The organism is Paraglaciecola sp. MB-3u-78 (assembly GCF_002835935.1).
In the GTDB taxonomy this organism is placed as follows: Bacteria; Pseudomonadota; Gammaproteobacteria; order Enterobacterales; family Alteromonadaceae; genus Paraglaciecola.
Genome location: NZ_PJCF01000006.1, coordinates 590,326 through 614,914, shown reverse-complemented (window position 1 = coordinate 614,914; position 24,589 = coordinate 590,326). Strand labels below are relative to the sequence as shown.

The following is a 24,589-nucleotide window of genomic DNA, read 5'->3' as shown; positions in this document are numbered from 1 at the left end:
TCAGGTTATATTCAATAATAATGCAAATTCTGATTGAGGATCCTGTGAACCTAGGTAACATCATGGCCCTTATTTCTATGCAGTACTTTTTAAAACATGGCTCACAAAGATTACGTGGCTCGTGGACGCAGCAAAAAACAAGCTCCACCTCCTCCCAAACCTTCACTACATTCACTACATTCACTACCTTGGTTGCGGATCGTCATCACCCTTTCATTGGTGGCCGGTTTTAGCTATTTTTTATGGAGTATCAAAGGTACCGCGCCTGAAGAGATATCCAAGGATGACGCAAGCATTGAGCAAGCCCAAAACGAAAAAAAATCAATGCCTGATATTCCAGAGGAAGAATGGGAATTTATTAAAAGCTTGCCAGAATTCACTGTCAAAATAGAGCATAAAGAGCAAGACGTACCAACAGTGCGCCGTCTAATCCAGTGTGGGTCGTTTAGAAAAAAGGAACAGGCTCAAGCGCTTAAAGCAAATATTGCCTTTCAAGGTTTAGAAGCACAAGTTAGGTCCAGTAAAGGGACGTCAGGAGTGTGGTATCGTGTCATCCTTGGTCCTTATGACAGCAAACGCTTAGCCGAAAAACACCGCCATACTTTGCAACGTGCAAAAATTAACGGCTGTAAGATTTGGAATTGGAACCTCTAATAAAATCGGACACTGAATATTACAAGTCGTGAGCAACTGCTTGCGGCTTGAAAAAAACAGAATACTCCCCACATCTAATCCATCTGGCATTGTTCCTCTGATAAAGAAGACAATAGCCCACTCTTAGCTCTGACAACCTTTATGTAAACCTTCGTGTATACCTATATTGTTGTCCTTGGACATTCAAGGAATTTTCGTGACTACAATTGTATCTGTACGCCGCAATAATCAAGTTGTAATAGCAGGCGATGGTCAAGTATCACTTGGCAATACCGTAATGAAAGGCAACGCAAAAAAAGTACGTCGCTTATATAATGATAAAGTGTTGGCGGGTTTTGCTGGCGGCACAGCTGATGCGTTTACCTTGTTTGAACGTTTTGAATCTAAACTTGAAATGCATCAAGGAAACTTAACACGTGCAGCCGTTGAATTAGCAAAAGACTGGCGTAGCGATCGTATGTTACGCAAACTAGAGGCAATCCTAGCTGTTGCAGACGAAACAGCCTCATTCATCATTACTGGAAATGGCGACGTAGTACAGCCAGAAAATGACCTAATTGCCATAGGCTCTGGCGGCAACTTTGCCCAATCAGCCGCTATGGCGTTGTTGGATAACACCGAATTATCAGCCAAAGAAATAGCCGAAAAAAGTTTGACCATAGCGGGCAATATTTGCGTATTTACGAATCATAGCCAAACAATTGAAACAATCGATTATTAACCATATCGGCTAAGACACTTTTCCTGACTGGCGTTGAATACATTTATCGCCAGTCGATTACCCAAATTAGAAGGTTTTATTTATGTCAGAAATGACCCCAAGAGAAATCGTCCACGAATTGGACAGTCATATTATCGGTCAGCAAGATGCAAAACGTGCAGTGTCTATTGCTCTTCGAAATCGCTGGCGCAGAATGCAGCTTGGATTGGAGCTGCGCCAAGAAGTGACCCCTAAAAATATACTGATGATCGGCCCAACGGGTGTGGGAAAAACCGAAATTGCACGTCGCTTAGCCAAATTAGCCAACGCACCTTTTATTAAAGTCGAAGCCACAAAATTTACGGAAGTGGGTTATGTAGGTAAAGAAGTCGAAACTATCATTCGTGACTTGGCTGACATCGCGGTTAAAATGACCAAAGAACAAGCCAAAAGCAAAGTAAAGTTCCGCGCTGAAGAAGCGGCAGAAGAACGTATTTTAGATGCATTATTACCACCACCAGAAAATGCCTTTGATGATAAGGAAGAGCATAAGGATAAGGGCACTAGACAAATTTTCCGCAAAAAACTCCGTGAAGGTTTGTTAGATGATAAAGAAATTGAGCTAGACGTTGCCGCGCCTCAAGTTGGCGTAGAAATAATGGCACCTCCAGGCATGGAAGAAATGACCAATCAACTACAAGGCATGTTTCAAAATTTGTCGGGTAGTCAAAATAAAAAGAAAAAACTTAAAGTTAAAGAAGCCTTTAAATTACTAATCGACGAAGAAGCTGGCAAGTTAATCAATCAAGAAGACCTGAAACAAACCGCTATAGAGTCACTTGAACAAAACGGCATAGTGTTTATTGATGAAATTGACAAAATATGTAAGCGGGAAGGCTCGACCAGCGGTGGAGACGTATCCCGTGAAGGCGTACAACGGGACTTATTGCCCTTAGTTGAAGGTTCGACCGTGTCCACTAAACATGGCACAGTCAAAACCGATCATATTTTGTTTATTGCTTCTGGTGCGTTTCAAATGTGCAAACCTTCAGACTTAATTCCCGAACTACAAGGCCGTTTACCCATTCGTGTTGAACTTTCCGCGTTGACTGCTCACGATTTTGTGCGCATTTTGACTGAGCCAAACGCATCGCTTACCGAACAATATGTTGCTCTTCTGAAAACCGAAGGTGTAGATGTGTCATTTACTGAAGAAGGTATAGAGCGTATCGCTCAGGCCGCCTGGAAAGTAAATGAACGTACCGAAAACATTGGTGCCAGACGTTTGCATACTGTCATGGAAAAACTGATGGAAGAGATATCTTACGTCGCCTCTGAAAAAAGTGGCGAATCGTTAATTGTCGATGCTAAATACGTTGACGATCACTTAGAGAAGTTAGTAGACGATGAAGATTTAAGTCGCTTTATTCTGTAAATTTCAAACCAATAAATAAAATATAAATGCCGTTCAACTTGAATGGCATTTAAATATCGACTCTATATTTTTTATAAGAATGTATCTAAATTTAATCTGGCAGTTGCAGATTAGTGCTCAACTAATTTATTAATCGTTATTAGGCAACTTCAGATCCAAATCACAACAACAGCAGTATAAAGTTGTCGTTCAAAATATAACAAAAGTACGAGAAAATATGCGTTCACTCAAACTTACTGATACTCACTCGCAAATGCTTGCACCCCTCGGTAAATAGTTCATACTATTCATAATGTTAGCAATGGGTCTCTGTCCATGTATCTAGAAAATAAACATTCAAGTCTACGTAATACTGCAAAGCGCTATTCCAAGCTTGGCTGCGCGCTCCTGTTACTGCAATTAATGTCAGTAACTTCGGCCAATGCACTGGAAGTACTTTCTTCTCAGGAATTGGCATCCCACTGTGCATTACTTAAAACTGATCCGGAAGGCGTAGATGGCCAGTACTGTGTCCGTTATATTCAAGGCTTTATAGACGGGGCCATTGCGACCGATGCCCGTGTCATGTTGAATGCCGAAAATGCTATTTCTGGCAATGAGACCTTTGCAGATCGTGCGATGCGCACTCGTATGCCAGGCCGTGTTGATCGTTCTCGAGCTGCAAAACTGGCCGGTTTTTGCCTTGGTGACCCACTGCCACTTCGTGATGTTGTTGCCGTTGTTGTTGCCGATCTGGCAGTCCAACAACATAGTAAAACAAAAGATGAACCTGCTATGGAAGCCGTATACAAATCACTACTTAATAATTACCCCTGTATACAATGAGTCTAACTCGAGCCCCGCATATGCTGCAGCGAGGTGAGGCTCGTCTCTCGTCTGTTTTGCTGTTGTTACTTATTCTTTCTATCACTTGGCTACTTTGGTCAGGTCTTTACAAACCACTGGTCGTGGGATTAGGCGTTTTCTCCTGCGTGCTTAGTGTTTACCTAGCCCACCGCATGGGGTTTTTCCGGCATCAGGCATTGCTTGGACTTTTGCCCCGCCTGCCCGGTTATTGGATATGGTTGCTACGTGAAATTATTGTTTCAAGCATAGATGTGGCCAAGCTGATACTAAAACCCTCCCTACCTATAAGTCCCACAGTGGTTGTGCTAGAAGCCCAAGCCCAAACTGATGTGGGTCAGGTGATCCTTGGCAATTCGATTACGCTTTCTCCGGGGACTGTCACCTTGGATTTACATGAGGGGAAACTATTGATTCACTGCCTAACCAACGAAGGTGCACGTGAATTACAAAAAGGCGAAGCCAATCGTCGAGCCGCCGCACTGGAGCGCAAATAGGCATGTATATTCTCGTCTCTATCGCCATTTTGGTAACCATGGTCTTAGCCCTCGTTAGAGCTCTAATGGGCCCAAGTGTTTACGACCGTGTACTGGCGGTCAATGTATTCGGCACCAAGACAGTATTGCTGCTGTCTGTTATTGCTTTTCTTTACGGTCGGCCAGATTTTCTTGATCTTGCACTAGCTTACGCCCTAATCAATATGGTTGGGATCCTTGCGGTATTGGAGTTCTTCCAAAATCGCGCACGAAAAGAATCTGGGTCCAAAGATGATTGATATCGCGTTGGATATTCTAAGTTGGATCCTGCTTTCTTTAGGAGGTGCCTGTGTGTTGATCGGCGGCATTGGCGGTCTGCGCCTGCCAAACTTTTACACCAGAATTCATGCCGCCAGCCTTACTGATACCATGGCAACCATTTTAATCTTTGTTGGCATGATGCTACAAGCCGGCTTAACTTTGGCCACTTTAAAGCTGTTCGCTATCATGCTATTTCTACTGTTAACGGGGCCAACCGCTACCTATGCGCTAGCCAATGCGGCACTGTTATCCGGTCTCAAACCAGACGCTGGAACTGCTAGCGACAAACCCAAGGAAAACACGCCAGAATGATATTCATTTTTGGGTTGTTTCTACTCACCCTACTCGTGATTACCGCGATCGCTATTGTGCGCACTAAAGATCTTTTCGTTGCAGTTATGCTGACATCTATCTTCAGTTTACTGATGGCTGCCAACTTTTTTATTCTGGACGCTGCCGATGTAGCGCTAACAGAAGCCGCGGTGGGTGCTGGAGTAACAACAGTCATTTTTCTGTATGCATTAGCGCTAACTGATGACAAGGAGAAACCTCGAGAGGGAGGACGTTGGGTAGCTTTTGGTACTGTGGGCGTGCTGGCACTGCTGATTATTTACGCAACCTTTGATAAACCAAGGCTTGGCGACCCAGATGCCCCAGTGCATCAACATATTGCTCCGTGGTATATAGAGAAAACTACTGAATATATCGATATCCCCAATGTAGTCACCGCTATTCTGAGCTCATTCAGAGGTTACGATACACTTGGCGAGGTATTTGTTGTTTTCGCTGCATGTATTGGGGTCTTATTTATTCTTGGTGTGAGCCCTCCACGGAAAACTCGAAAAGTGACCGAAAAGAATAGTGGTCTTCGCCATCATCTGATACCTCAAGTGGTCGGTCGGTTACTGATCCCGTTTATAGTGCTATTTGGTCTGTACGTGCAATTTCATGGTGAGTATGGTCCAGGCGGAGGATTCCAGGCTGGCGCTATTATTGCCACAGGTGTCATCCTTTACGCTTTGCTTGAAGGCGAATCTGAAGCGCTGCGCGCAATACCTCGTGGAGTGTTACTGGGTATGGTTATAGGTGGTGCGCTACTGTATGGCGGTGTTGGAGTGGCTTGTATGTTTATGGGCGGCGCTTTTCTAGATTATTCTGTACTGGCAGCCGACCCTATATTTGGACAGCAGCTGGGTATTTTAATTATTGAGGCCGGAGTGGGCATGGCCGTTTGTGGAGCCCTTCTGGCTATTTTCCATGCTTTTGCAGCCCGTGAGATATTGTCATGAATTTTTTAGAACTACTGGGATATTTCAATTATTGGGTGTTCGCTATCATTTTAACGGTGGGATTATACGCAGTCATCAATAAAACCAATCTAATCAAAAAATTGATTGGATTATCCATCTTTCAATCAGCAGTATTCCTTATGTATATCACTATGGACAAGGTAGAAGGCGGCACGGCTCCCATCATACAAAAGGGTGTAGAAGATCAAATATTTTCTAACCCTCTGCCTCAAGTCTTGATACTAACAGCCATAGTTGTGGGGGTATCGACTCTCTCATTAGGCTTGGCCATGGTGGTGCGTATCAGTGAATGTTACGGCACTATCGAAGAAAACGAAATTTTGGACGCCGACTAACTACTATGGATTTATTAGCACACCTTCCTGCACTGCAAGTTGTGGTTCCGATGTTATCGGCCCCACTTATAGTCTTATTACAACCACGTGGTCTAGCATGGGCGGGAGCAACTGCCGTTGCTGTGCTCAGTTTTGCCATTGCCGTGGCCCTTTCCATTGCGGTATTAGACGGTCAAACCATTGAGTATGCCATGGGTGGCTGGCCTGCACCTTATGGTATTGCCCTGTCTGTAGATGCGTTTAGTGCGCTGGTGTTACTGGTCATTACGGGCGCAGCAGCAGCCGCCCTACTAGGGGCTAAACCCAGCATTGATCAACAAATAGAAGTCGAACGTCACCCCCTTTTCTACTCGGCTTGGCTCCTTGTTCTGTCTGGGTTAGTAGGCATAGTTGTATCAGCAGACGCCTTTAATATCTTTGTATTTATGGAGATTTCATCACTCGCTAGCTACATATTGATAGCGGGTGGTCCTGACCGTCGCGCGCTACCTGCTGTTTTCAAATATTTGATGATGGGCACAATAGGTGCAACCTTTTACCTTATTGGTGTGGGTCTTATTTACATGATGACTGGCACGCTTAACTTGGCTGATATGGAGGCGCGGATTGGTGATGTTACCGATATCAATCCAATCCTTGTTGCAGCAGGGTTCATTACTATCGGTTTAGCTCTTAAAGCGGCAGTGTTTCCACTGCATGTTTGGGTCCCAAATGCGTATACACATGCACCACATATGGTGACAGTGTTTCTCGCGGCTTGCGCCACCAAGGTGGCGTTATATGTATTAATACGCTTTGACTACATGGTATTTCAAGCCACGCTTGATGCTCACGAAATCCAATTCGCAATATTTATGATGCCCCTAGCCATTCTAGGGATACTTATCGCCTCAGCAGTCGCTATGTTTGAAGGCCATCTTAAGAGGTTGCTTGCTTCATCTTCTATTGCACAAATTGGCTATATTTTGCTGGGTGTTAGTTTTGTGAGCATGGCAGGGTTAAGTGCCAGTGCCATGCATATATTCAACCATGCGTTAGCAAAAGGGGGGCTATTTCTTGCTGTTGCCTGCCTAGCCTACCAATATCGCGACTTGCGACTAGACCAACTCGGTGGTGCATCCACTCGTATGCCTTGGACCTGCGCCGCTTTTGTGGTCTGTGGTTTAAGCCTAATCGGTGTCCCGGGTACCGCAGGATTTATCAGTAAATGGATGCTAATTAATGCAGCACTAGAGACCGGACCTTGGGGCTGGGGCTTAGTCGCTATTATTCTTGTTAGTTCATTGATGGCAGTAGTGTATATCTGGCGCATCGTTGAAGCACTTTACTTCCAGGCTCCTGTTGAAGGAGAAGCCCCGCTATCTGAAGCACCAGTACAACTATTACTGATTACTGGGCTGGTTGCGGTGCTGAACATATACTTTGGATTATTTCCGCAGGTTCCATTAGAGCTAGCAAATAGTGCTGCAGCCCTGCTATTAGAGGGCTCACGATGACACCAGAAACCGCAATATTAGTCGCCATTGGCATTCCATTATTAGGCGCACTAGCTATTGCTCTTGCTGGGCGCATAAGTCCTAACCTGCGTGAAGCAGCCACTGCCATTACCTCACTGTCATTGATTTGGGTAGTCTGGGGACTGTTGCCAATTCTGATGGATGGTGGACGTCCCTCAGTAGAGGTAAGTCAGGTGATGCCGGGGCTTACCATTGCTTTTACAGTGGAACCGCTGGGCATGTTATTTGCTGCCTTGGCATCTGGTCTTTGGCTTATCAACTCAATATATTCCGTAGGCTACATGCGTGGCAACAAAGAGCAAAACCAAACACGCTTTTTTGCCTGTTTCGCCCTTGCTCTTTCCGCCACTATTGGTGTCGCTTTTGCCGGCAATCTGTTTACTTTATTTTTATTCTACGAATTGTTAACGCTTTCTACGTATCCGCTGGTAGCCCACAAAGGTGATGCTGCTACAGTGCGTTCAGCAAGAATTTATCTAGGTGTTTTACTTAGCACATCCATCGGTTTATTTTTGCCTGCGATAATCTGGACCTACACCGTGGCAGGAACAGGCGATTTTACCACTGGGGGTATCCTCGCTGGTAAATTGAATGATCCTGAGATTGGTTTACTTCTAGGCCTGTTCGTATTTGGTGTGGGTAAAGCAGCAGTGATGCCGGTCCACAAATGGCTACCTGCAGCTATGGTGGCACCTACGCCAGTGAGCGCCTTATTGCATGCCGTTGCAGTGGTAAAGGCGGGTGTTTTTACTATAACAAAAATTATCGTTTACATATTTGGAATTGATTTTCTGTTTGAAGCTTCCAGCTCACAATGGTTGTTATATGCTGCAGCATTTACCATCATTACAGCAAGCTTAGTGGCATTACGGCAAACCAACATCAAACGCCTACTTGCTTACTCTACTATTGCCCAACTTTCGTATGTGGTGATGGCCGCAGCTATACTAAAACCGTTAGCAGAGGTAGGTGCCGCCATACATATGGTTGCTCACGCTTTCGGAAAGATAACTTTATTCTTTGCGGCAGGTGCTATTTATATTGCCTCCAAGAAAACCGAAATTCATCAATTACGGGGTATTGGTAGGCGTATGCCATGGACCATGGCGGCGTTTACGATCGGAGCGCTGAGTATGATCGGTGTGCCACCCACAGGCGGTTTTGTCTCCAAATGGTATATTTTAGCGGGCGCATTCGAAGCTAACAATCTAGTAGCCGTATTCACTATCATTGCCAGTACTGTTCTCAACGCAGCTTACTTTTTACCTATTTTATACATGGTCTGGTTTGAACGTGAAAAAGAAGGTGGCAAAGAACATGGAGAGGCACCGTTTTTAGCCGTATTAGCATTGTGTTTAACCGCACTTCTGACACTCGCTTTCTTTTTGTTTAACGGTCCAGTAATCGAATTGGAAAGCCAAGTAGTGCAGGGGTTGGGATAGTAATGAATGATGAAAATAAACTTCACTGGTTAGTCCGACCGTCAACTATTCGTAAGTTATGGATTGGTTCCAGCATTTTGCTCGCATTAACGGTACTTGCACAGACCGTGATTTACGTTAAAGGTTATTTCGGCTTTGATGCTTGGTTTGGTTTTGGTGCAGTTTATGGATTTGTAAGTTGTCTGGTAATGGTGTTAGTAGCAAAATTATTAGGCTTGGTATTGAAGCGCCCACAAGACTATTATGATGAATCAGAAAATGCTCAAATCCCAGACTCGAGTCATGACAAGGTAAAGGAGAGCAGCAATGGAGTTTGACATTTTCTCCCCTGCACTTATCTTGCTGATAGCTGCTGTCCTAATATGTCTGGTTAAAGGTCATGCTCGGACCGCCGTCATATTAGTAGCCCCCATAATTACCCTATGGGCCATATGGCAGATCCCCGACGGTGTTCAAAGTACCGTGAAATTTCTTTCCTACAATATTGAACCCGTTGAGGGTAGCCCCCTAAGGCGCTTGTTCGCTACCATTTTTGCGATAATGGTCTTTGTGGGAGGGCTTTATTCTTTTCGCGTAGCACGTTGGTATGAACTTGCCGCCGCTTTTGCATACGCCGCGGGTGCCATAGGTGTCTGTTTTGCTGGTGACCTTATTACCCTATTTTTATACTGGGAACTGATGGCGATATTTTCTACCATAGTTGTATGGTGCGGCGGTACGCCAGGCGCACGAGCAGCGGGGATACGATATGCCATCATGCATCTCCTCGGTGGAGTGGTGCTAAAGGTTGGAATTGAAGGTGTGGTTGTGGGTACCGGTTCTATCCAAATTCAACCTATGCTGGCAACAGATTTCAGTACATGGATGATACTGATTGGCATATTGATAAACGCCGCAGCACCACCGGTTTCCGCATGGCTGGCCGATGCTTACCCAGAATCCACACCCACAGGCTCGGTGTTTCTGTCGGCATTTACGACTAAAACTGCGGTGCTGGCACTTATATTATTGTTCCCGGGCGAGCCTGTGTTGATTGGCATCGGTTTATTTATGGTTATGTACGGCATCATCTTTGCCCTACTTGAAAACGATGTTCGGCGAATTCTTGCTTACTCTGTGGTTAACCAAGTCGGTTTCATGGTTGTTGCCGTGGGTATTGGCACCGAAATGGCTCTCAATGGTGCGACGGCGCATGCCTTTGCTCATATTATTTACAAAGCCCTACTATTTATGAGCGCAGGTGTTGTTATCTACCGCACTGGGAAAAATAAATGTATGGAGCTGGGTGGTCTTTTTCGCACCATGCCACTTACCTGCGTTTGCGGTATTATTGGTGCTCTAGCCATTTCAAGTTTTCCACTGACATCAGGCTTCACCACAAAAAGCATGATTTCCCAAGCTGCCGTTGATGGAAATCTAGTATGGGTGTACATGGCATTAACCGCCGCATCTGCCGGTGTATTTCTACATGCAGGGATCAAATTTCCTTGGTTTGTGTTTTTTCAAAAAGATTCAGGTTTACGACCTAAAGATGCTCCATGGAATATGGGACTGGCGATGATCATCTTTGCCAGCTTATGTATTCTGCTGGGTATTTTCCCCGAGTTGCTTTATAGCTTGCTACCTTACCCAGTTGACTATCAACCGTATACTGTGGGTAAAGTGCTATTTTATTTACAGCTACTACTATTTTCAGGTCTGGCATTTTTCGTGCTCTTACCACTGATGAAACGGACCATGACGATAAGTCTCGACACTGATTGGTTGTGGCGACGTGCGGCCGTTTCATTGGTGAGAATAATTGAGCATGTACTTAGTTCAATCGGTGAAGTGATTGCAGTACGAAGAGTAAGTTTGCAGAAATTCTTACATCGGATGGCCATCAATTACCTGGGTCAACCACATACCTCTGACAGTAAAGAACGTGGCGTGTTTGCTCGTTCTTGGCCTGTGGGCACCACCGCTTTATGGATTGCAGGGTTGTTATCGGCTTATGTGTTGCTTTACTACCTATAGTATTAAAGACTAGCTGGACTTCACCAAGAAGTTCAGCTTCCACTCTGTATCCCCGTCAAAAAAATAGCGACATACATAGACGCAAACAACATCCAACCACGAAATATTTAAGCTAATCCGTTTCTGGTTTTAGAACCTAATTAATCTGCAATCTAGTTTGTTAGCCAAGCAACCTTATTATCTAAGTTATACAGCATATTTTTTTGTGGTCTATAAAGACAAAATTTCCGTATAAGATCTTTGTGTAGTTTATATTGGCGCCATGCCACGTAATTTGAGAAAAATGTATGACGGTAACCGTAAGAAAAAAACCAATAATCGGTGTGCTTCAAATAGTAGGTGTGGTTGTTTTGATGGTCTTAGCATTTGTCTATTCGAGAGCCCCTGATCAATCCGCGGCGGCAACACCACTACAAAATTTTTCATCTGACTCAAGTAAACTGATACCACTGGTTTCCGTTGTAAAACCTTTTATTTCGTCCGAGCAACTAACGGTCACTTCAACCGGTTCTGTTACCGTTCGCAGTTATGTAACCCTAACATCTCAAGTATCTGGCAGAGTTGTTGCCACCTCTGATGTTTTACGAAATGGTGGTAGCTTTTCAGCAGGAGAGACATTAGTCACCCTTGAACAGCGAGACTTTACCCTTGCTTTAGCCCAGGTACAGGCAGACGTCACCTCAGCCCAAGCATCACTGCAATTGAGTCAAGCTGAAGCTTCAGTTGACATCACCAGTTACCAACGTCTGAACCCAGGAAAAGACGTGCCACCACTCATCGCTAAAGAACCACAAATAACCCGTGCCAATGCACAATTGCAAGCCGCTATTGCACGCCGGGACATTGCACAAGTCAACCTTGAGCGCAGCGTTTATTCGTTGCCTTTTTCGGGAAGAGTAGTTGAAAGTTCCGCCGATGAAGGTCAAATATTAAATGCGGGTCAATCTTTTGGCCGAGTTTATGCCTTAGATGCAGTTGAAATCGTCATAGCACTTGCGCCAAAAGAGCTGGCTAAAATATTGCCTGCAAAAAACCGCGTAGCCATGATCACGGTCGATGGTGTCACTTTTGAAGGTCGCATCGACAGAATAGCGGCCGAACGAAATTCGCGTACCCAATTCTCTCAAGTTTTTCTAACGGTAAATGATAACCCGTCATTAACACCAGGAACCTTTGTATCTGTTAATTTAAGCGGACCGGAAATCGACAACACTTTTATGCTGCCAGAGAGCGCGCTTCAAGTCGCACAAACGTTCTGGATTTTGAAAAATGGCAGCATCGAGAGTGTCTCAGCCAAAATTTTAGGGCGTAGTAATGGCCAATATCTAGTTGAGGCATTCGAATTTGCAGACGGGATCGTTACTGGCACTATTCCTGGTGCTCGAGATGGAATGGCAGTTCGCTTGGCAGAGACAAACTGATGTCTGACCTCAAACAGATACAAACCGATACACCTACCCAAGATAACTATCGCGGTTTGATCGGATATTTTGCCAACAATCCAGTTGCGGGCAATCTTCTTATGGTGATCCTGCTCGTGGGCGGTTTGTTGTCTGCACTGGGCCTGACTGCGCAGGTCTTTCCGACGATCGACCCAGGCACTGTGAGTATTTCAGTTGTATACCCTGGCGCAACACCTACGGAAGTTGAGGAAGGTATTACTAGGCGAGTCGAAGAAGCCGTTTTTGGCATCGACGGCGTTGACCGTGTTATTTCTCGCGCTTCAGAAAACCTCGGTTCAGTGACACTTGAATTAAAGGATTTTGTCGACGCGGACAAGGTCCGTGACGATGCTGAGGCTGCAGTTCAGCAACTTATCGACTTTCCACCAGAGGATGCAGAGCAACCCAAAATAGTCCGTGCTGAGACGCTATCAGATGTATTGACTATTGTTGTCAGCTCAGAAATGGGTGAGCGGGAACTCAGGCGCGGCGCTGAAAGGGTTGAGCAAGAATTACTGGCACTACCTGGCGTATCCCTAGTGTCACTCATCGGCGCGAAGGATTACGAAATCGCTATCGAGATAAGTGAGGATACGCTACGACGCTATGACCTCACGATGTCAGAAGTCGCCAATACAATCCGTAGGTCTTCTATTAACCTATCGTCGGGTCAGATTCAAACCCAAGGTGGCGATCTATTACTTCGCACCAACACCAAGGGTACTTCTGGTGACGCCTTCGAAAATATTGTACTTCGCGCAGATCCAGATGGCAGTGTGCTGCGAGTATCTGATGTAGCGACCGTCCGTGATGGGTTTGTCGACGTTGACCTAATCAATCAATTTAATGGTCGCGAGAGTGTACTGGTAAAAATCCAAAAGTCAGAAACAGAAGATGTACTTGCTATAGCAAAAGAGATCAAAACATTTCTAGCAGATTATACTCCGCCACCGGGTATCGATGTATCCGTTTGGAATGACCAAACAGAAGTTCTGGAAGATCGTATTGGTTTGTTGCTGAGAAATGGCTTACTTGGCTTTGCTCTGGTTTTCCTTTTCCTAGTGATCATGTTGGATTTAAGGCTCGCCCTTTGGGTTGCCATGGGTGTGCCAATATCATTTTTGGGTGCGTTTTTATTTTTTGATGCCTTCGCTATCAATATTAATATGATATCCCTTTTCGCCTTGATTGTTGTGCTGGGGATAGTCGTTGATGATGCAGTGGTGGTGGGCGAGAGTATTATTTCAGAACAAGAACAGGGTAAAACGGGTATGCAAGCCGCGATGGACGGTGTCAATGCTGTAATTGGGCCTGTGATGGTGGGGGTGTTAACAACCATGGCAGCATTCGCACCATTACTGTTTGTCACAGGGACATTTGGGCAAATTCTTGGCGTGGTGCCGGTAGTGGTTATTCTGGTACTGGCTATGTCGTTGATTGAAGCCTTCCTTATTTTACCGTCGCACTTAGCAAACGGAGGAAATTGGAGCCGATGGCCTCTAGATCGAATACAAAACGCCGTATCAGTGAAAGTTGACCAATTCCGCACCCAAATCCTAGCACCGGCGGTAGCACGCGCTGTCCGCTTTCGTTACCTGACACTGGTGGGCGGTATCGGCCTATTAGTACTTGCAGGTTTATTAGTGGGAAGTGGTGCTGTGCGATTCTTATTCTTTCCTGCATTGGAAGCAAACTCGATTCGGGCTACAGTTGAATTCCCCATTGGTACTCCGTTTGAATCAACACAAGACGCCGCTAACAAAATGGTTGCAGCAGCGAATACGGTTAATGCACGCCTCGATGGTGTTGCCTTCGAATCTATTAGCGTCACTATAGGTGGACAAACAAGATCAGGCGGTGGACCCGGCGGTGGCAGTCGCATGACAATAGCGAGTCATCTTGCATCAGTACAAATAACACTGGGGCCTGAGCCTCCCAGAACCCGCAACGCAAAAGAATTGGAGCGCTTGTGGCGAGCCGAGGTGGGTGATATTCCCGGTGTCGAACGACTCTCTTATGTCGCTGACTTTTTTGGCGGCCAAGCTGATCTGGAATTTGAACTCGCCCATCAAGATAGCGAAACCCTTGAACAAGCTGTTTCAAGTTTAAGGGCAAGTTACGAAACCATTGATGGTGTCTACGAAGTCCAAGATTCCAACAGCATTGGTAAACGGCAACTTGATATAAATTTAACAGCCACTGGTGAAGCCGCTGGACTCACCCCGACTGACATCGCTAGGCAACTTCGCCGAAACTTTTTTGGTGAAGAAGTGCAACGTATTCAGCGTGGACGCGAAGAGTTAAAAGTAATGGTTCGTTATCCACAGACCAACCGCAGCTCTACCGAAGATTTGTTTGATGCACGTATCCGCCTTGCCGACGGTAGCGAAGCACCGCTTGCCAGTGTTGCCCAAGTCACAGAGTCAAGAAGCTTGTCTGCCATCAATCGTATTGACGGCCTAAGAATTGTCTCGGTTTCAGGTCAGGTAGACAATGCTGTGACCACGCCAAGCATTGCTAACACTCAGATATTAGAGCAATTTGTCCCCGCGCTTAAGCAACAATTTCCTGGCTTACAAATACGCCAATCTGGAGCAGGCCGTGAACAATCAAATGATCTATCCTCATTGGGCAGGTTGACCCTAGTCGCACTGCTCATCATTTTTGCGATGATGGCATCGCAATTAAAAAGTTACTCACAACCGCTCATCATCTTAGCAGGCGTGCCTTTTGGTGCGGCAGGAGCCTTGGTTGGGCACTACTTACTTGGCTACAACTTGTCATTCATCTCTATCTTCGGAATAGTCGCACTCAGTGGTGTGGTCGTTAACGATTCACTGGTGCTGTTGGACCGTTACAACAAACTTGTTGATGAAGGTTGGGACAACGCCAAAGCCGTTGTCGAGGCTGCACGGCGCAGGTTTCGCGCTATTTTTCTGACCACTGCCACCACCGCGCTTGGTTTAACACCCATGTTGTTCGAAACCAGCACACAGGCGCAGTTTTTGATCCCCATGGCGGTAAGCTTGGCAACCGGTATTGTGTTCGCCAGCGTGATCATCCTGTTTCTTATTCCAGCATTGGTGATGATTAGAGAAGACATGCGTTCTAAAAGTAAGAAGGTTGAAACTCATTTAGCCAAATCAAGTGGCTAATTTGTCACTCTGGCTCACAAAGTAAAACAGACGGTCACGGCTATCGGCGCTTTGTGCCCAGGCTGTGTGAAAACTCCAAAATTCAACACTCGCGTCAAATTTATTCCCACGTAGGCTTAATATAAAGTCGTATTTTGCGCTCTATTACCCACTTTTGTATCATTCTCGGTCAATATGTGAAATACATTTTCCACTTTCATTTTTAGGAAAGAGTTTTTACACAGCCTGTGCCAGAAGCGGTTATAGCGGGGGCTCGATAAAACGGGTTTTGGTAGTCATTTAGGCCACCTTTTCGGCCGTACACTGGTCCTGATGTCATCGACTGTTTCAGACTCATAAATAAAATTGCATCGGTTCTGACCTCGGAGGTGTATGTTTTCAAAAACATCTAAAGCACGCTTCACGCCTTTTGGCGAGCACATAAAGGTCTGCAAATACAACTATACGACGCACATTTTCGTCCAATTGCACAGTTGCGGCTAGGTTACCTGAAGGTAAAACGCCTAAGACCTGCATGAAACGTGTGACATCCGGACATTGCTCGAGAATTTGACCTACTTGATGCCAAACTGGCTTTAAACGCTTATGAACTTCTTCTAAGTTGAGGTAAATTGCTGGAAATAGTATTTCGTCAGTTTTAGCCTCATGCTCACCTTTCGCCAGAGTGCGAATTTCATCTTCACCAACTGCATGAGGAAACCAAATACTTTTGATCCTAAATAATTGACAAAATCCCTCATGCTCTTGGACGACATTTAGAACTGTGAAAGGTAATCCAATAAATCGTTGCATTCAATGAATCGGATGATCGACCAAATGTATATAAAGTGCGGTATTTGACGAGGTGAAATTTGATACTCGTTGGCCATCAATTTCTACTTCCAGTAAATCACTTTCATAGCTTAATAGAAACAAATCTTTGCGCATTTTTACTATATGGCTTTGGGTAATCTGCAGAAATAGTATTAATGGCAAATCTATTCTTAGGCTGTTTTGGGTTTAAATTAATCCTGTCCCAAATAATTTAGTTATTGTAGTCCACTAATAATTCTTCAAAACTATAGGGGTGGTAGCCTTCAAATTGTGATAACCAGTGTGCTGCGAAATTGTCTTCACTAAAGTATTTTTTTACCAGCATTCTTTGGGCTGTTATGTTTCTAAGTTTGCCGTTTCCTTCAGAAATTTCATTTAGCGAATCTATGATGGTGCTTTTGGTTAGGGTCTTAAGTGTGCAACCTATATTAAATGTGTCGACCATGAATTTGAACCAATGATAATTGGGGACCAAAACCGGCACATCGCATTTGACGGCCCTTAATACGATGCCAGACGGGCAATAATGGCCAGAATATGGGGTACAGACTAAATCAGAGGCACAAGTGATTGTTGTTAATTCTTCATCACTCAAATATCGATCCATAACAAATATTCGTTTATCTTGAAATGCTTGGGATTTTTTAATGTATTCGTTGATGTCAGGCGTCAATTTTCCAGCAATTAATAAACAAATCTTTTTGTTTATCCTCTGATCAGACAGAGCGCTGATTAATAATGGGCAGTTTTTTCTAGGGTGGCTGTTAATAGAGCCACTAATGCTCACCACAAATACATCATCTGGTATTCCCAATAGCCCTCTAGCTGATATCTTATCTACAATCGCTACCTTGTCCATTGGGTCGGGTATTAATGTATAGGCGTTTTGCAACCTAGGGGAGCTGTTTTTTAACTTGGAAAAGGCATAAGCGTCTATGGTTTTTAAGGCGCCGTCTGTATGTAAAGATAACAACGTTTTTCTAATCAAATTGTTTACTTTGGTTTTAATGGTGGGTGGAGCATGGTTTAAACCAGTACTACTCATGCCAAATTTAATTTCCGCCATATTTTTTAAAGCCTTAAGGTTGAAGATCCTAAAAATTGGCCATAAAAAAGGTATTTGTGAGCAATTAAGTGCCAGAATTGCATCGTAGCGGCTATTGTTAAATAAGATGGTATCTCTTAAAACACCGCATTCACGCCAGCTATTTAAAAATAGGCCATTAACATGTTGATGTTGATGTGTGATGATTTTCACATGGCTTAGATAGGGTAATATATGAGTGTTGTATGAGTCTTTGTTAATACAGTTTTCAGGCAAAACAAGTGTGATCTGATGACCTTTATCTATCATCGCTTTGATGACGATATTAAAATGAACTAGGTTGTGGCCGGTACCAAAGATGGTAAATAACAACACAGATTTTTGATTGTTTTTCATTCGATACTCATCTCATAAAATGATGTCTGAAATTGATGAAAACATCAGATCAAAGAACAATTTAATTGCTCTTTGATCTGTATCCCTCTTATTCATCACCTATGTTAACAAAGTATGAGTGACTTTTTTACCTGATGTAAAGTCACTGTGACTTTGCTAAACATAGATCCATGCGATTTAGTGCCTTGGACTGTTAACCTCTTGGTTTATCCAGCGATAGGTTTGTTCTAGGCCAATTCGTAGTGGTTGTGATACTGCCCAACCTATTTTTTCTTTATACAGCCTATTGTCAGAGTTGCGTCCTCTGACACCCTCCGGACAATTGAATCCATATTTATCGACAAATGTTTGACCTTGGATATTCTGAATACTAATGTCCTTTCCAGAAATATCAATCACCATCTGGGCTAACTCATTAATAGACACCATTTCTTGGGAGCCGATGTTAACCGGTCCCATAAAATCGGATTCCATTAATTTAATTACGGCTTCAACACATTCGTCAATATATAAAAATGAGCGTGTTTGTAAGCCATCGCCCCATACTTCAACGCTATTACTAGCTTCTGCGGTTTTTCTACATATTGCGGCAGGTACTTTTTCTTTACCTCCTGACCATGTGCCCATAGGTCCAAAAATGTTATGGAATCGGCCAATCCTCACATCAATCCCATAATTTTTGTTAAAGGCTAAGAATAACCTTTCAGAGTATAATTTCTCCCAACCATACTCGGAGTCGGGGCTAGCAGGATAGACCGATGATTCTTCACAGTTGGGGTTATTTGGATCTAATTGATTGTGTTCCGGGTAGACACAAGCCGAAGATGAGTAAAATACCTTCTTTACCAGTTTCTTAGTGCATTCATGTATAACATTTAGGTTAATTAACGAAGAGTTGTGCATGACGTTGGCGTCATTGTCTCCAGTAAAGAGATAACCGGCCCCCCCCATATCTGCAGCCAGTTGATATACTTCATCTGTGTCTGTGCTGATTACACTAGATACTATGCTGGGATCTCTTAAGTCGCCAACAATAAATTTGTCGCAAATTGTGTTTGAGTCCCAATACTCATGATCTTTGATATCACAGACTGTCACCTGATTTCCATCATCTTTTAGTCTTTTGGCCAGATGGCCACCGATGAATCCACCACCACCTAACACCACTACTTTTTTCATAAAATTAAGTTAACCTTTGTTTAAAATGTTACCAACAACTTTGCCCCTACCCATTAAAGATTGTATTAACTCTTATTTAAAATTTCACCACTAATTTATATCCTTGAGAGAGTGAAAGTCGGCTATTTTTTGTCTATTACTAGACTGTTTTCACATCATTCAGAATTTAAAATAAACGACACCTATTGTTTTGTATACCAGTTTTGGATATTGCTTTTGTTTATTATGATTAACTGCCTCTATTCAAACAGACTTAAATGCATATTCTCAACAAAAATTGAGTCAAGTTGCTAGACAACTAAACGAAAGACCGAGAAAAACGTTAGACTATGAGACACCAGCAGAGAGATTCAACCAATGTGTTGCCTCAAACGATTCAACTCACAGCTCAAACCAGCTAGTCATGCTATCCTGAAGGTCGGTGCAAAATCGACCTATTTTACTACGACGCCGATTATTACTGTTATGGCACTGACAGCAGTATTTTTATCAACTAAGCGCTCGAATCTTTACCGGAATAAAGGTCCAACTAATACTAATTACCAATAATACACTCGACCAACAAGGTTTAATTTATCGAATTATGGGTAACAAAAAATGGGAGATATCAAGATATCTGTTTTAGATAAATTCGTTTGAAAACAGTCGGGAATAAAGTTTTTCTAGAATTTAGAACAAGTTGTTATCTCAATCACTACGATTGATATTATTAAACTTCAAATGGTAGATTTAGGTGTGTTTTAACAACGTTTTCGCTTTACCTATACCTCGTATTCTTTGGTGTTGAGTATGAATACCAAATTGACGCATCAGGTTTTCGCTGCCTACCGCTGTATTAAAGTGTTGTTCAAACTCTGTAGTCAGAATCAGCCATTGTTCTGAGTCTAAACCTAGTCTTTCCAGTATCGGGCTTTTCTCTTCAATGTAAACGCGTTTGTCTTCTCGAATGCTCTTGCCTGTGGTGTCGACTAATTCACAGTAGTCTTTGAAGCTGTAGGCAATACCCTTAGGCATGTCTTGCCTCGGATTACCTACAAAAGGTAATAGGTTATTAGGTTGCTGTGTTTTTTTAGCTGCATTGATACGATGTTGAATACTGGTATAGTCTGAGGTTTCTGGGGTTTTGGCCATCTTGGAGCGAATAGGGTTTAGGTCTACATAAGCCATACAAGCTAAAACAGCTGATTCATCCCTCCTTGCCGTAAAAGCAGGCTTGAGATTTGAATCGTCCTTCCCACTAATTTATCGGGAATAAATTAGAACAGCTTTAGCTGGCCCGTAGGGTGAGCGCCAGGGATGGCAGCGAATAAAACCTGCCACTGCAGTTATCTTCTTTGTTGGCTTCTCTGGCAATGTATTCATTGAGATTACGCATTAACCAACTAATGTCATACAGCCTCTTGCGATAAATCTCGATGGTTTCATTCAGGGATATCAACTCACCTTGGCTTAACGTTTCGTCCCGCATGAACTTTTGGGTGAGCAAAGTGTCTTTGTAAACAGTATGCCATAACGCCAAGACTTGTTTATCTGACCAGCCTTGAGCTTTTAATACATCGACATGTAAAACCAAGTGCACATGATTACTTCATCACGGCAAAGGCACAAATATCAATGGCAAACACCGAGGATAGATAAAGTAAACGCTCTTCTACCCAACCTCGCCTGTGCTCATAGTTCTGTCCAGAATAATCATCCACACCACACAAATATGAACGACGCACACAACGCGATACGCAATGATAAAACTGCGTATCAATTAAACTGATTAACCTCTTTCTTGCCTGCGGCATAACCCACCACCTTCAAAAATCAACCGTACATAAAGCCTAGTTCACTATTTTATCTAGTCAACTACTTATGGGTGTCTGCTTAGCAGAAAGACCGAGCGCTTTGGCCGTTGTTTGGCCTGCGAGGGATTTTCCGTTGATTTAACTTGTTAGTGCCCACAATACACGCAAGCACTTGATTATTTTGAATAACTGACACGCTACACCATAACTTGCTGAAGTGGAATGCTGAATTTACCAACGGTGATTTGGGTAAAAGATTTGATGTGCATGTGATGACCAACTCCCTGGTTATGGTGTGACAAACTTACCGACTGTATGAAACTAAAAACTATCAGGTTTGAGCACCTACTTGCAAGTAACCATGATGAAAACTAATAGGGCTACTAACGCCGCATAAGAAGCGGAACAATTTTGGACGCTTTTTTGCGTCGTTTTTTCCTGCAAAAAATTGGACTAAATTGTGCAGTCTGACTTGATGCGCTTGTGTACGCCCAGCATGGGCACGAACTAATGAGGTGAAAGTCCTCTGTAGGAAGATCACCGTTTATATAACTTACCGTTATTAAACGTTAACTACTAGCGAATGGCAAGGGCTTAGCCGCGAGGCTTGGTCTGGAGGAAGCCGGACGCAAATTTGCGAGCTGATGAACAAGAACATCATATGAGGCGTAGGCTAGAGGTGAGTTGGCACAAGACGACGAAACCACGTGATCTAATGGCCACCGTAAATGATGCAGCAGTGCAGAGAAAGTTTATGCTCTTATCTCGGGTGGGACCGGCCTTCCGGAGATCTGCTTAACAAGCGATCGGTAACTAACCAGTGAGGCTCTGGTATACAAGTGCCTTGGCTTTTCAGTGTCATCGACTGGAAAGAGCAAATAGATGAAAACCGATAGCGCATAACGGTGTAAGCCGTCATGTGATTAAGCAGAAGTCAGCAGACGACATATTAGCCAAATGCCCATCGTAATGGTTGGGACACGGTGAAGGTCCGAACATTTAGAACAAAGGAGGAGCCTTGTCAGACTTGAATACACGAATGCCGTCCGGTAGTGACGTGACTCAGCGTACCGACAAGCAGCCAGCCTTTAGTGCAGATCTACTTGGGCTTATTCTTCGTCCAGCCAATATCTTGGCTGCATGGAAACGAGTTCGAGCCAACAAAGGGGCCGCTGGCATTGATGGGATGTCCATTGATGACTTCCCCGCTTGGGCAAAGGATGGAAACTGGAAACGTATTATGTCTGAGCTTTGCTCAGGTCAATACCAACCTTCACCCGTTCGGCGTGTGGAAATAGATAAACCAGATGGCGGTAAACGTCAGCTAGGTATCCCGACCATCGTTGACCGAGTGATCCAACAAGCCATTGCTCAAGTCCTTACGCCTATTTTCGACCCGACCTTCTCAGACAACAGTTTTGGGTTCAGGCCAAATCGAAATGGGCAACAAGCGGTGAAACAGGTACAAAGCATCATTAAAACGGGTCGCCGTTTTACAGTCGATGTTGATCTGTCTAAGTTCTTTGACCGCGTTAATCATGATTTACTTATGACGCTCCTTGGCTACAAAGTGAAGGACAAACGTCTACTTAAATTGATTAAACGTTATCTGCGAGCTGGGGTTATCGATAACCAGCTTTACGTGGAGAGCCGAGAAGGAGTACCACAAGGCGGGCCGTTGTCACCCTTGCTGTCCAACATCATGCTCGACCCTCTGGACAAAGAGCTTGAGAAACGAGGCCATCAGTTTGCCCGATACGCGGACGACTTTACCATTTTGGTAAAGACGCCGCGTTCGGGCAAGCGTGTGCTGAGTAGTATCAGCAGGTTCCTGTGTCACCGTTTGAAACTGGTCGTTAATACGACCAAAAGCCACGTCGTTAAAACCAGTGAAAGCAAATTCCTTGGATTCACATTCAACAGAGGACGCATTCAATGGCATCCGAAGACTTTGCTGAAGTTTAAACAGCAAGTTCGGCGGTTAACGAACCGTAACTGGGGCGTGTCTATGCATTATCAACTCTTTAAAATCAGTCAATATTTACGAGGCTGGATAAACTACTTTGGTATCGCTAATAGCTATCAACGATGTGTAGACTTAGATCATTGGATCAGGCGCAGAGTGAGAATGGCGTATTGGCGGCAGTGGCGAAGACCACGTACCAAAGTCAGAAGTTTAATGAGATTAGGTGTGCATGTACAAGCTGCGGTTGCGTGTGGCATTACCAGTAAAGGGCCATGGCGTAGTGCGAAAACTCCGGGGATCAATCAAGCCTTATCGCTTGATTACTTAAAATCCGAAGGGCTTTATTCGTTACGTGATGGTTGGATTGCGCTTCACTATCCTAAATAAAACGCCCTGTGCGGAGCCGCATGCAGGGTGTTGTGGGGGCTGGAGGTTAGAGACCTCTGGCTACCCGATTATAAATCATTGCCACATTTGTAGCAAAGTACTACAATGAACTCAAGCAACAGGAGAGTTATTATGGCAACTGCAAGTATTCGATTAGATCAAAACTTAGTTGAAAAAGCAACAATTATGGCTAAAGCCCTAAATAGAACGGCCCCAAAGCAAATTGAACATTGGGCTAAGATAGGCGAGATGATGGAAGATAATCCTGAGTTACCTTACGAATTTGTTAAACAAGTCATCATTGCAAAAGCGGAAAAAGAGGCCGGGAAGCTAGAGGAATATACTTTTGGTTAGTAAGATCAAAGTACTACAAACCCCAAGTTTTAAAAAAGCAGTAAAGAAACTGCATAAAAACCAAAAGTCTGATTTAGATAGTGCAGTCAAAACGTTATTGGAATCGCCAATTATCGGTGAACAAAAGAAAGGTGACCTTTCTTTTATGAGAGTGTACAAATTCAAGATGGCAAAACAACTCACGCTTCTTGGTTACAGCTACGAAGACGGAGCATTAGTTCTTGAATTGATGACTTTAGGAACACATGAAAATTTCTACAGAGATGCTAAGAAATTATTTTGAGTTATAACGATTCACAGCCGCCGCGCCGTAGTTTGGCGTCGGATGGCTGTGCTTGTTAGGGCTGCGATTACGCATGCCAGTTGATATCAATTTTTTTATGTGTCGCTACACAGTCTCGTAAATACAAATTAATAAGACTCTGGTAAGGAACACCTGACTCTTCAGCCATACTCTTAAAGTACGAAATAACGTCTTCCCCTAGCCGCATAGTGACTGATTTTTTTAGTTTGCTTGCGTAAGGGTTTTTACGCGATTTCATTGCAGATAAATCATATTCATCTTTCATAATTAATCCCCTTTCAGGTAATGTTTACTTTCGTTTTTCGTTGCCTTTCTAGCTGAGATTATTCTGATGGTATTTCCATCATCGCGTTCACAATGACATACGATAAGTAACTTGGTTTCATTACTCATTCCAAGCATCAGAAATCGGTCTTCAACTTCTGAGTTTGCTTGATCAAAAAACTGCAAAGCAAAATCATCAAAAAACACAGATTTAGCTTCTTCAAAAGAAACCCCGTGTTTTCTAATATTTGTTGCAGCTTTTACTGCATTCCAATCGAACTTAATCACATGTACATTGTATGTACATGAGGCGGAATTGTCAAACTAGTAGAACGCCCCAAGCAGGGGATTTTATGAGTGTTTTTCAGCGAGTAAAATTCCCGCTGACTTGGCTTGTTATGTTTTCTCGACTGAGTCATAATGTGTATAAATGCACCACCCC

Annotated in this window: 24 protein-coding genes and 1 pseudogene; 18 read left to right on the top strand and 7 right to left on the bottom strand. The window is 43.8% G+C overall.

Annotated elements, in window-relative coordinates:
• The first annotated feature begins 96 nt into the window (after positions 1-96).
• The 15 genes from CXF95_RS17225 to CXF95_RS17155 all read left to right on the top strand — a co-directional run bounded on the left by CXF95_RS17225 (position 97) and on the right by CXF95_RS17155 (position 15,646).
• Positions 97-654, top strand: a complete 558-nt coding sequence (locus CXF95_RS17225) for an SPOR domain-containing protein (RefSeq protein ID WP_101199817.1) — start codon at positions 97-99, stop codon at positions 652-654.
• 196 nt (positions 655-850) lie between these two features.
• Positions 851-1,375, top strand: a complete 525-nt coding sequence (hslV, locus tag CXF95_RS17220) for an ATP-dependent protease subunit HslV (RefSeq protein WP_101199816.1) — start codon at positions 851-853, stop codon at positions 1,373-1,375.
• Between the two features lie 82 nt (positions 1,376-1,457).
• Positions 1,458-2,789, top strand: coding sequence for an ATP-dependent protease ATPase subunit HslU (gene hslU / locus CXF95_RS17215; RefSeq protein WP_101199815.1), 1,332 nt, complete (start codon positions 1,458-1,460; stop codon positions 2,787-2,789).
• A gap of 402 nt (positions 2,790-3,191) precedes the next feature.
• The gene (locus tag CXF95_RS17210; RefSeq protein ID WP_232787900.1) at positions 3,192-3,614 is read left to right on the top strand and encodes a Rap1a/Tai family immunity protein; all 423 of its coding nucleotides are present in this window, start codon (positions 3,192-3,194) and stop codon (positions 3,612-3,614) included.
• Complete coding sequence (locus CXF95_RS17205; RefSeq protein WP_232787899.1) at positions 3,611-4,129, top strand: Na+/H+ antiporter subunit E; 519 nt, start codon at positions 3,611-3,613, stop codon at positions 4,127-4,129. Before CXF95_RS17210 ends, CXF95_RS17205 begins: the two co-directional genes overlap by 4 nt.
• Before the next feature lie 2 nt (positions 4,130-4,131).
• Positions 4,132-4,407 carry a monovalent cation/H+ antiporter complex subunit F gene (locus CXF95_RS17200; protein ID WP_232787898.1) on the top strand — a complete coding sequence of 92 codons (276 nt, stop codon included), beginning with the start codon at positions 4,132-4,134 and terminating at the stop codon, positions 4,405-4,407.
• On the top strand, positions 4,400-4,741 hold the full coding sequence (gene mnhG, locus CXF95_RS17195) for a monovalent cation/H(+) antiporter subunit G (RefSeq protein WP_101199812.1): 342 nt from the start codon (positions 4,400-4,402) through the stop codon (positions 4,739-4,741). Before CXF95_RS17200 ends, mnhG begins: the two co-directional genes overlap by 8 nt.
• Positions 4,738-5,718, top strand: a complete 981-nt coding sequence (locus CXF95_RS17190; RefSeq protein ID WP_101199811.1) for a DUF4040 domain-containing protein — start codon at positions 4,738-4,740, stop codon at positions 5,716-5,718. The genes mnhG and CXF95_RS17190 overlap by 4 nt, the downstream gene beginning before the upstream one ends.
• Positions 5,715-6,074, top strand: a complete 360-nt coding sequence (locus CXF95_RS17185; protein ID WP_101199810.1) for a cation:proton antiporter subunit C — start codon at positions 5,715-5,717, stop codon at positions 6,072-6,074. The genes CXF95_RS17190 and CXF95_RS17185 overlap by 4 nt, the downstream gene beginning before the upstream one ends.
• A 5-nt stretch (positions 6,075-6,079) precedes the next feature.
• Positions 6,080-7,570: a monovalent cation/H+ antiporter subunit D family protein gene (locus CXF95_RS17180; protein WP_101199809.1), complete on the top strand. Its 1,491-nt coding sequence runs from the start codon at positions 6,080-6,082 to the stop codon at positions 7,568-7,570.
• Entirely contained in the window at positions 7,567-9,033 is a 1,467-nt protein-coding gene (locus tag CXF95_RS17175; protein ID WP_101199808.1) for a monovalent cation/H+ antiporter subunit D family protein, read from the top strand. Before CXF95_RS17180 ends, CXF95_RS17175 begins: the two co-directional genes overlap by 4 nt.
• A gap of 2 nt (positions 9,034-9,035) precedes the next feature.
• A complete protein-coding gene (locus tag CXF95_RS17170) occupies positions 9,036-9,350 on the top strand; it encodes a hypothetical protein (RefSeq protein ID WP_198556613.1) in 315 nt (104 codons plus the stop codon).
• Entirely contained in the window at positions 9,340-11,049 is a 1,710-nt protein-coding gene (locus CXF95_RS17165; RefSeq protein ID WP_101199807.1) for a Na(+)/H(+) antiporter subunit D, read from the top strand. The genes CXF95_RS17170 and CXF95_RS17165 overlap by 11 nt, the downstream gene beginning before the upstream one ends.
• A 287-nt stretch (positions 11,050-11,336) precedes the next feature.
• Positions 11,337-12,470: an efflux RND transporter periplasmic adaptor subunit gene (locus CXF95_RS17160; RefSeq protein WP_101199806.1), complete on the top strand. Its 1,134-nt coding sequence runs from the start codon at positions 11,337-11,339 to the stop codon at positions 12,468-12,470.
• The gene (locus CXF95_RS17155; protein ID WP_101199805.1) at positions 12,470-15,646 is read left to right on the top strand and encodes an efflux RND transporter permease subunit; all 3,177 of its coding nucleotides are present in this window, start codon (positions 12,470-12,472) and stop codon (positions 15,644-15,646) included. Before CXF95_RS17160 ends, CXF95_RS17155 begins: the two co-directional genes overlap by 1 nt.
• A 378-nt stretch (positions 15,647-16,024) precedes the next feature.
• On the opposite strand, the gene CXF95_RS17145 is transcribed toward CXF95_RS17155, so the two are convergent.
• The 5 genes and pseudogenes from CXF95_RS17145 to CXF95_RS31520 form a co-directional block, all read right to left on the bottom strand.
• Positions 16,025-16,438, bottom strand: a complete 414-nt coding sequence (locus CXF95_RS17145) for a hypothetical protein (RefSeq protein WP_101199803.1) — start codon at positions 16,436-16,438, stop codon at positions 16,025-16,027.
• Positions 16,439-16,621, bottom strand: coding sequence for a hypothetical protein (locus tag CXF95_RS17140; RefSeq protein ID WP_101199802.1), 183 nt, complete (start codon positions 16,619-16,621; stop codon positions 16,439-16,441). It lies immediately after the preceding gene.
• A gap of 49 nt (positions 16,622-16,670) precedes the next feature.
• Positions 16,671-17,900, bottom strand: coding sequence for a glycosyltransferase (locus CXF95_RS17135; protein WP_101199801.1), 1,230 nt, complete (start codon positions 17,898-17,900; stop codon positions 16,671-16,673).
• A gap of 177 nt (positions 17,901-18,077) precedes the next feature.
• Positions 18,078-19,079 carry an NAD-dependent epimerase/dehydratase family protein gene (locus tag CXF95_RS17130; protein ID WP_101199800.1) on the bottom strand — a complete coding sequence of 334 codons (1,002 nt, stop codon included), beginning with the start codon at positions 19,077-19,079 and terminating at the stop codon, positions 18,078-18,080.
• A 729-nt stretch (positions 19,080-19,808) separates the two neighbouring features.
• Positions 19,809-20,872: pseudogene (locus CXF95_RS31520) on the bottom strand (transposase).
• 1,018 nt (positions 20,873-21,890) lie between these two features.
• Between CXF95_RS31520 and ltrA the strand changes: the two are divergent.
• The 3 genes from ltrA (at position 21,891) to CXF95_RS17100 (ending at position 23,862) form a co-directional block, all read left to right on the top strand.
• Positions 21,891-23,225, top strand: coding sequence for a group II intron reverse transcriptase/maturase (gene ltrA, locus CXF95_RS17110; RefSeq protein ID WP_101197890.1), 1,335 nt, complete (start codon positions 21,891-21,893; stop codon positions 23,223-23,225).
• 132 nt (positions 23,226-23,357) lie between these two features.
• Positions 23,358-23,579, top strand: coding sequence for a hypothetical protein (locus tag CXF95_RS17105; RefSeq protein WP_101199797.1), 222 nt, complete (start codon positions 23,358-23,360; stop codon positions 23,577-23,579).
• On the top strand, positions 23,572-23,862 hold the full coding sequence (locus CXF95_RS17100) for a type II toxin-antitoxin system RelE/ParE family toxin (RefSeq protein WP_101199796.1): 291 nt from the start codon (positions 23,572-23,574) through the stop codon (positions 23,860-23,862). Before CXF95_RS17105 ends, CXF95_RS17100 begins: the two co-directional genes overlap by 8 nt.
• Before the next feature lie 67 nt (positions 23,863-23,929).
• Here CXF95_RS17100 and CXF95_RS17095 read toward each other — a convergent pair whose 3' ends face one another.
• Both CXF95_RS17095 and CXF95_RS17090 read right to left on the bottom strand, forming a co-directional pair.
• Complete coding sequence (locus CXF95_RS17095; RefSeq protein ID WP_033078690.1) at positions 23,930-24,148, bottom strand: BrnA antitoxin family protein; 219 nt, start codon at positions 24,146-24,148, stop codon at positions 23,930-23,932.
• Between the two features lie 2 nt (positions 24,149-24,150).
• Positions 24,151-24,435 (bottom strand): BrnT family toxin, encoded by a 285-nt coding sequence (locus CXF95_RS17090; protein ID WP_101199795.1) that lies wholly within the window; start codon positions 24,433-24,435, stop codon positions 24,151-24,153.
• Positions 24,436-24,589 lie beyond the last annotated feature (154 nt).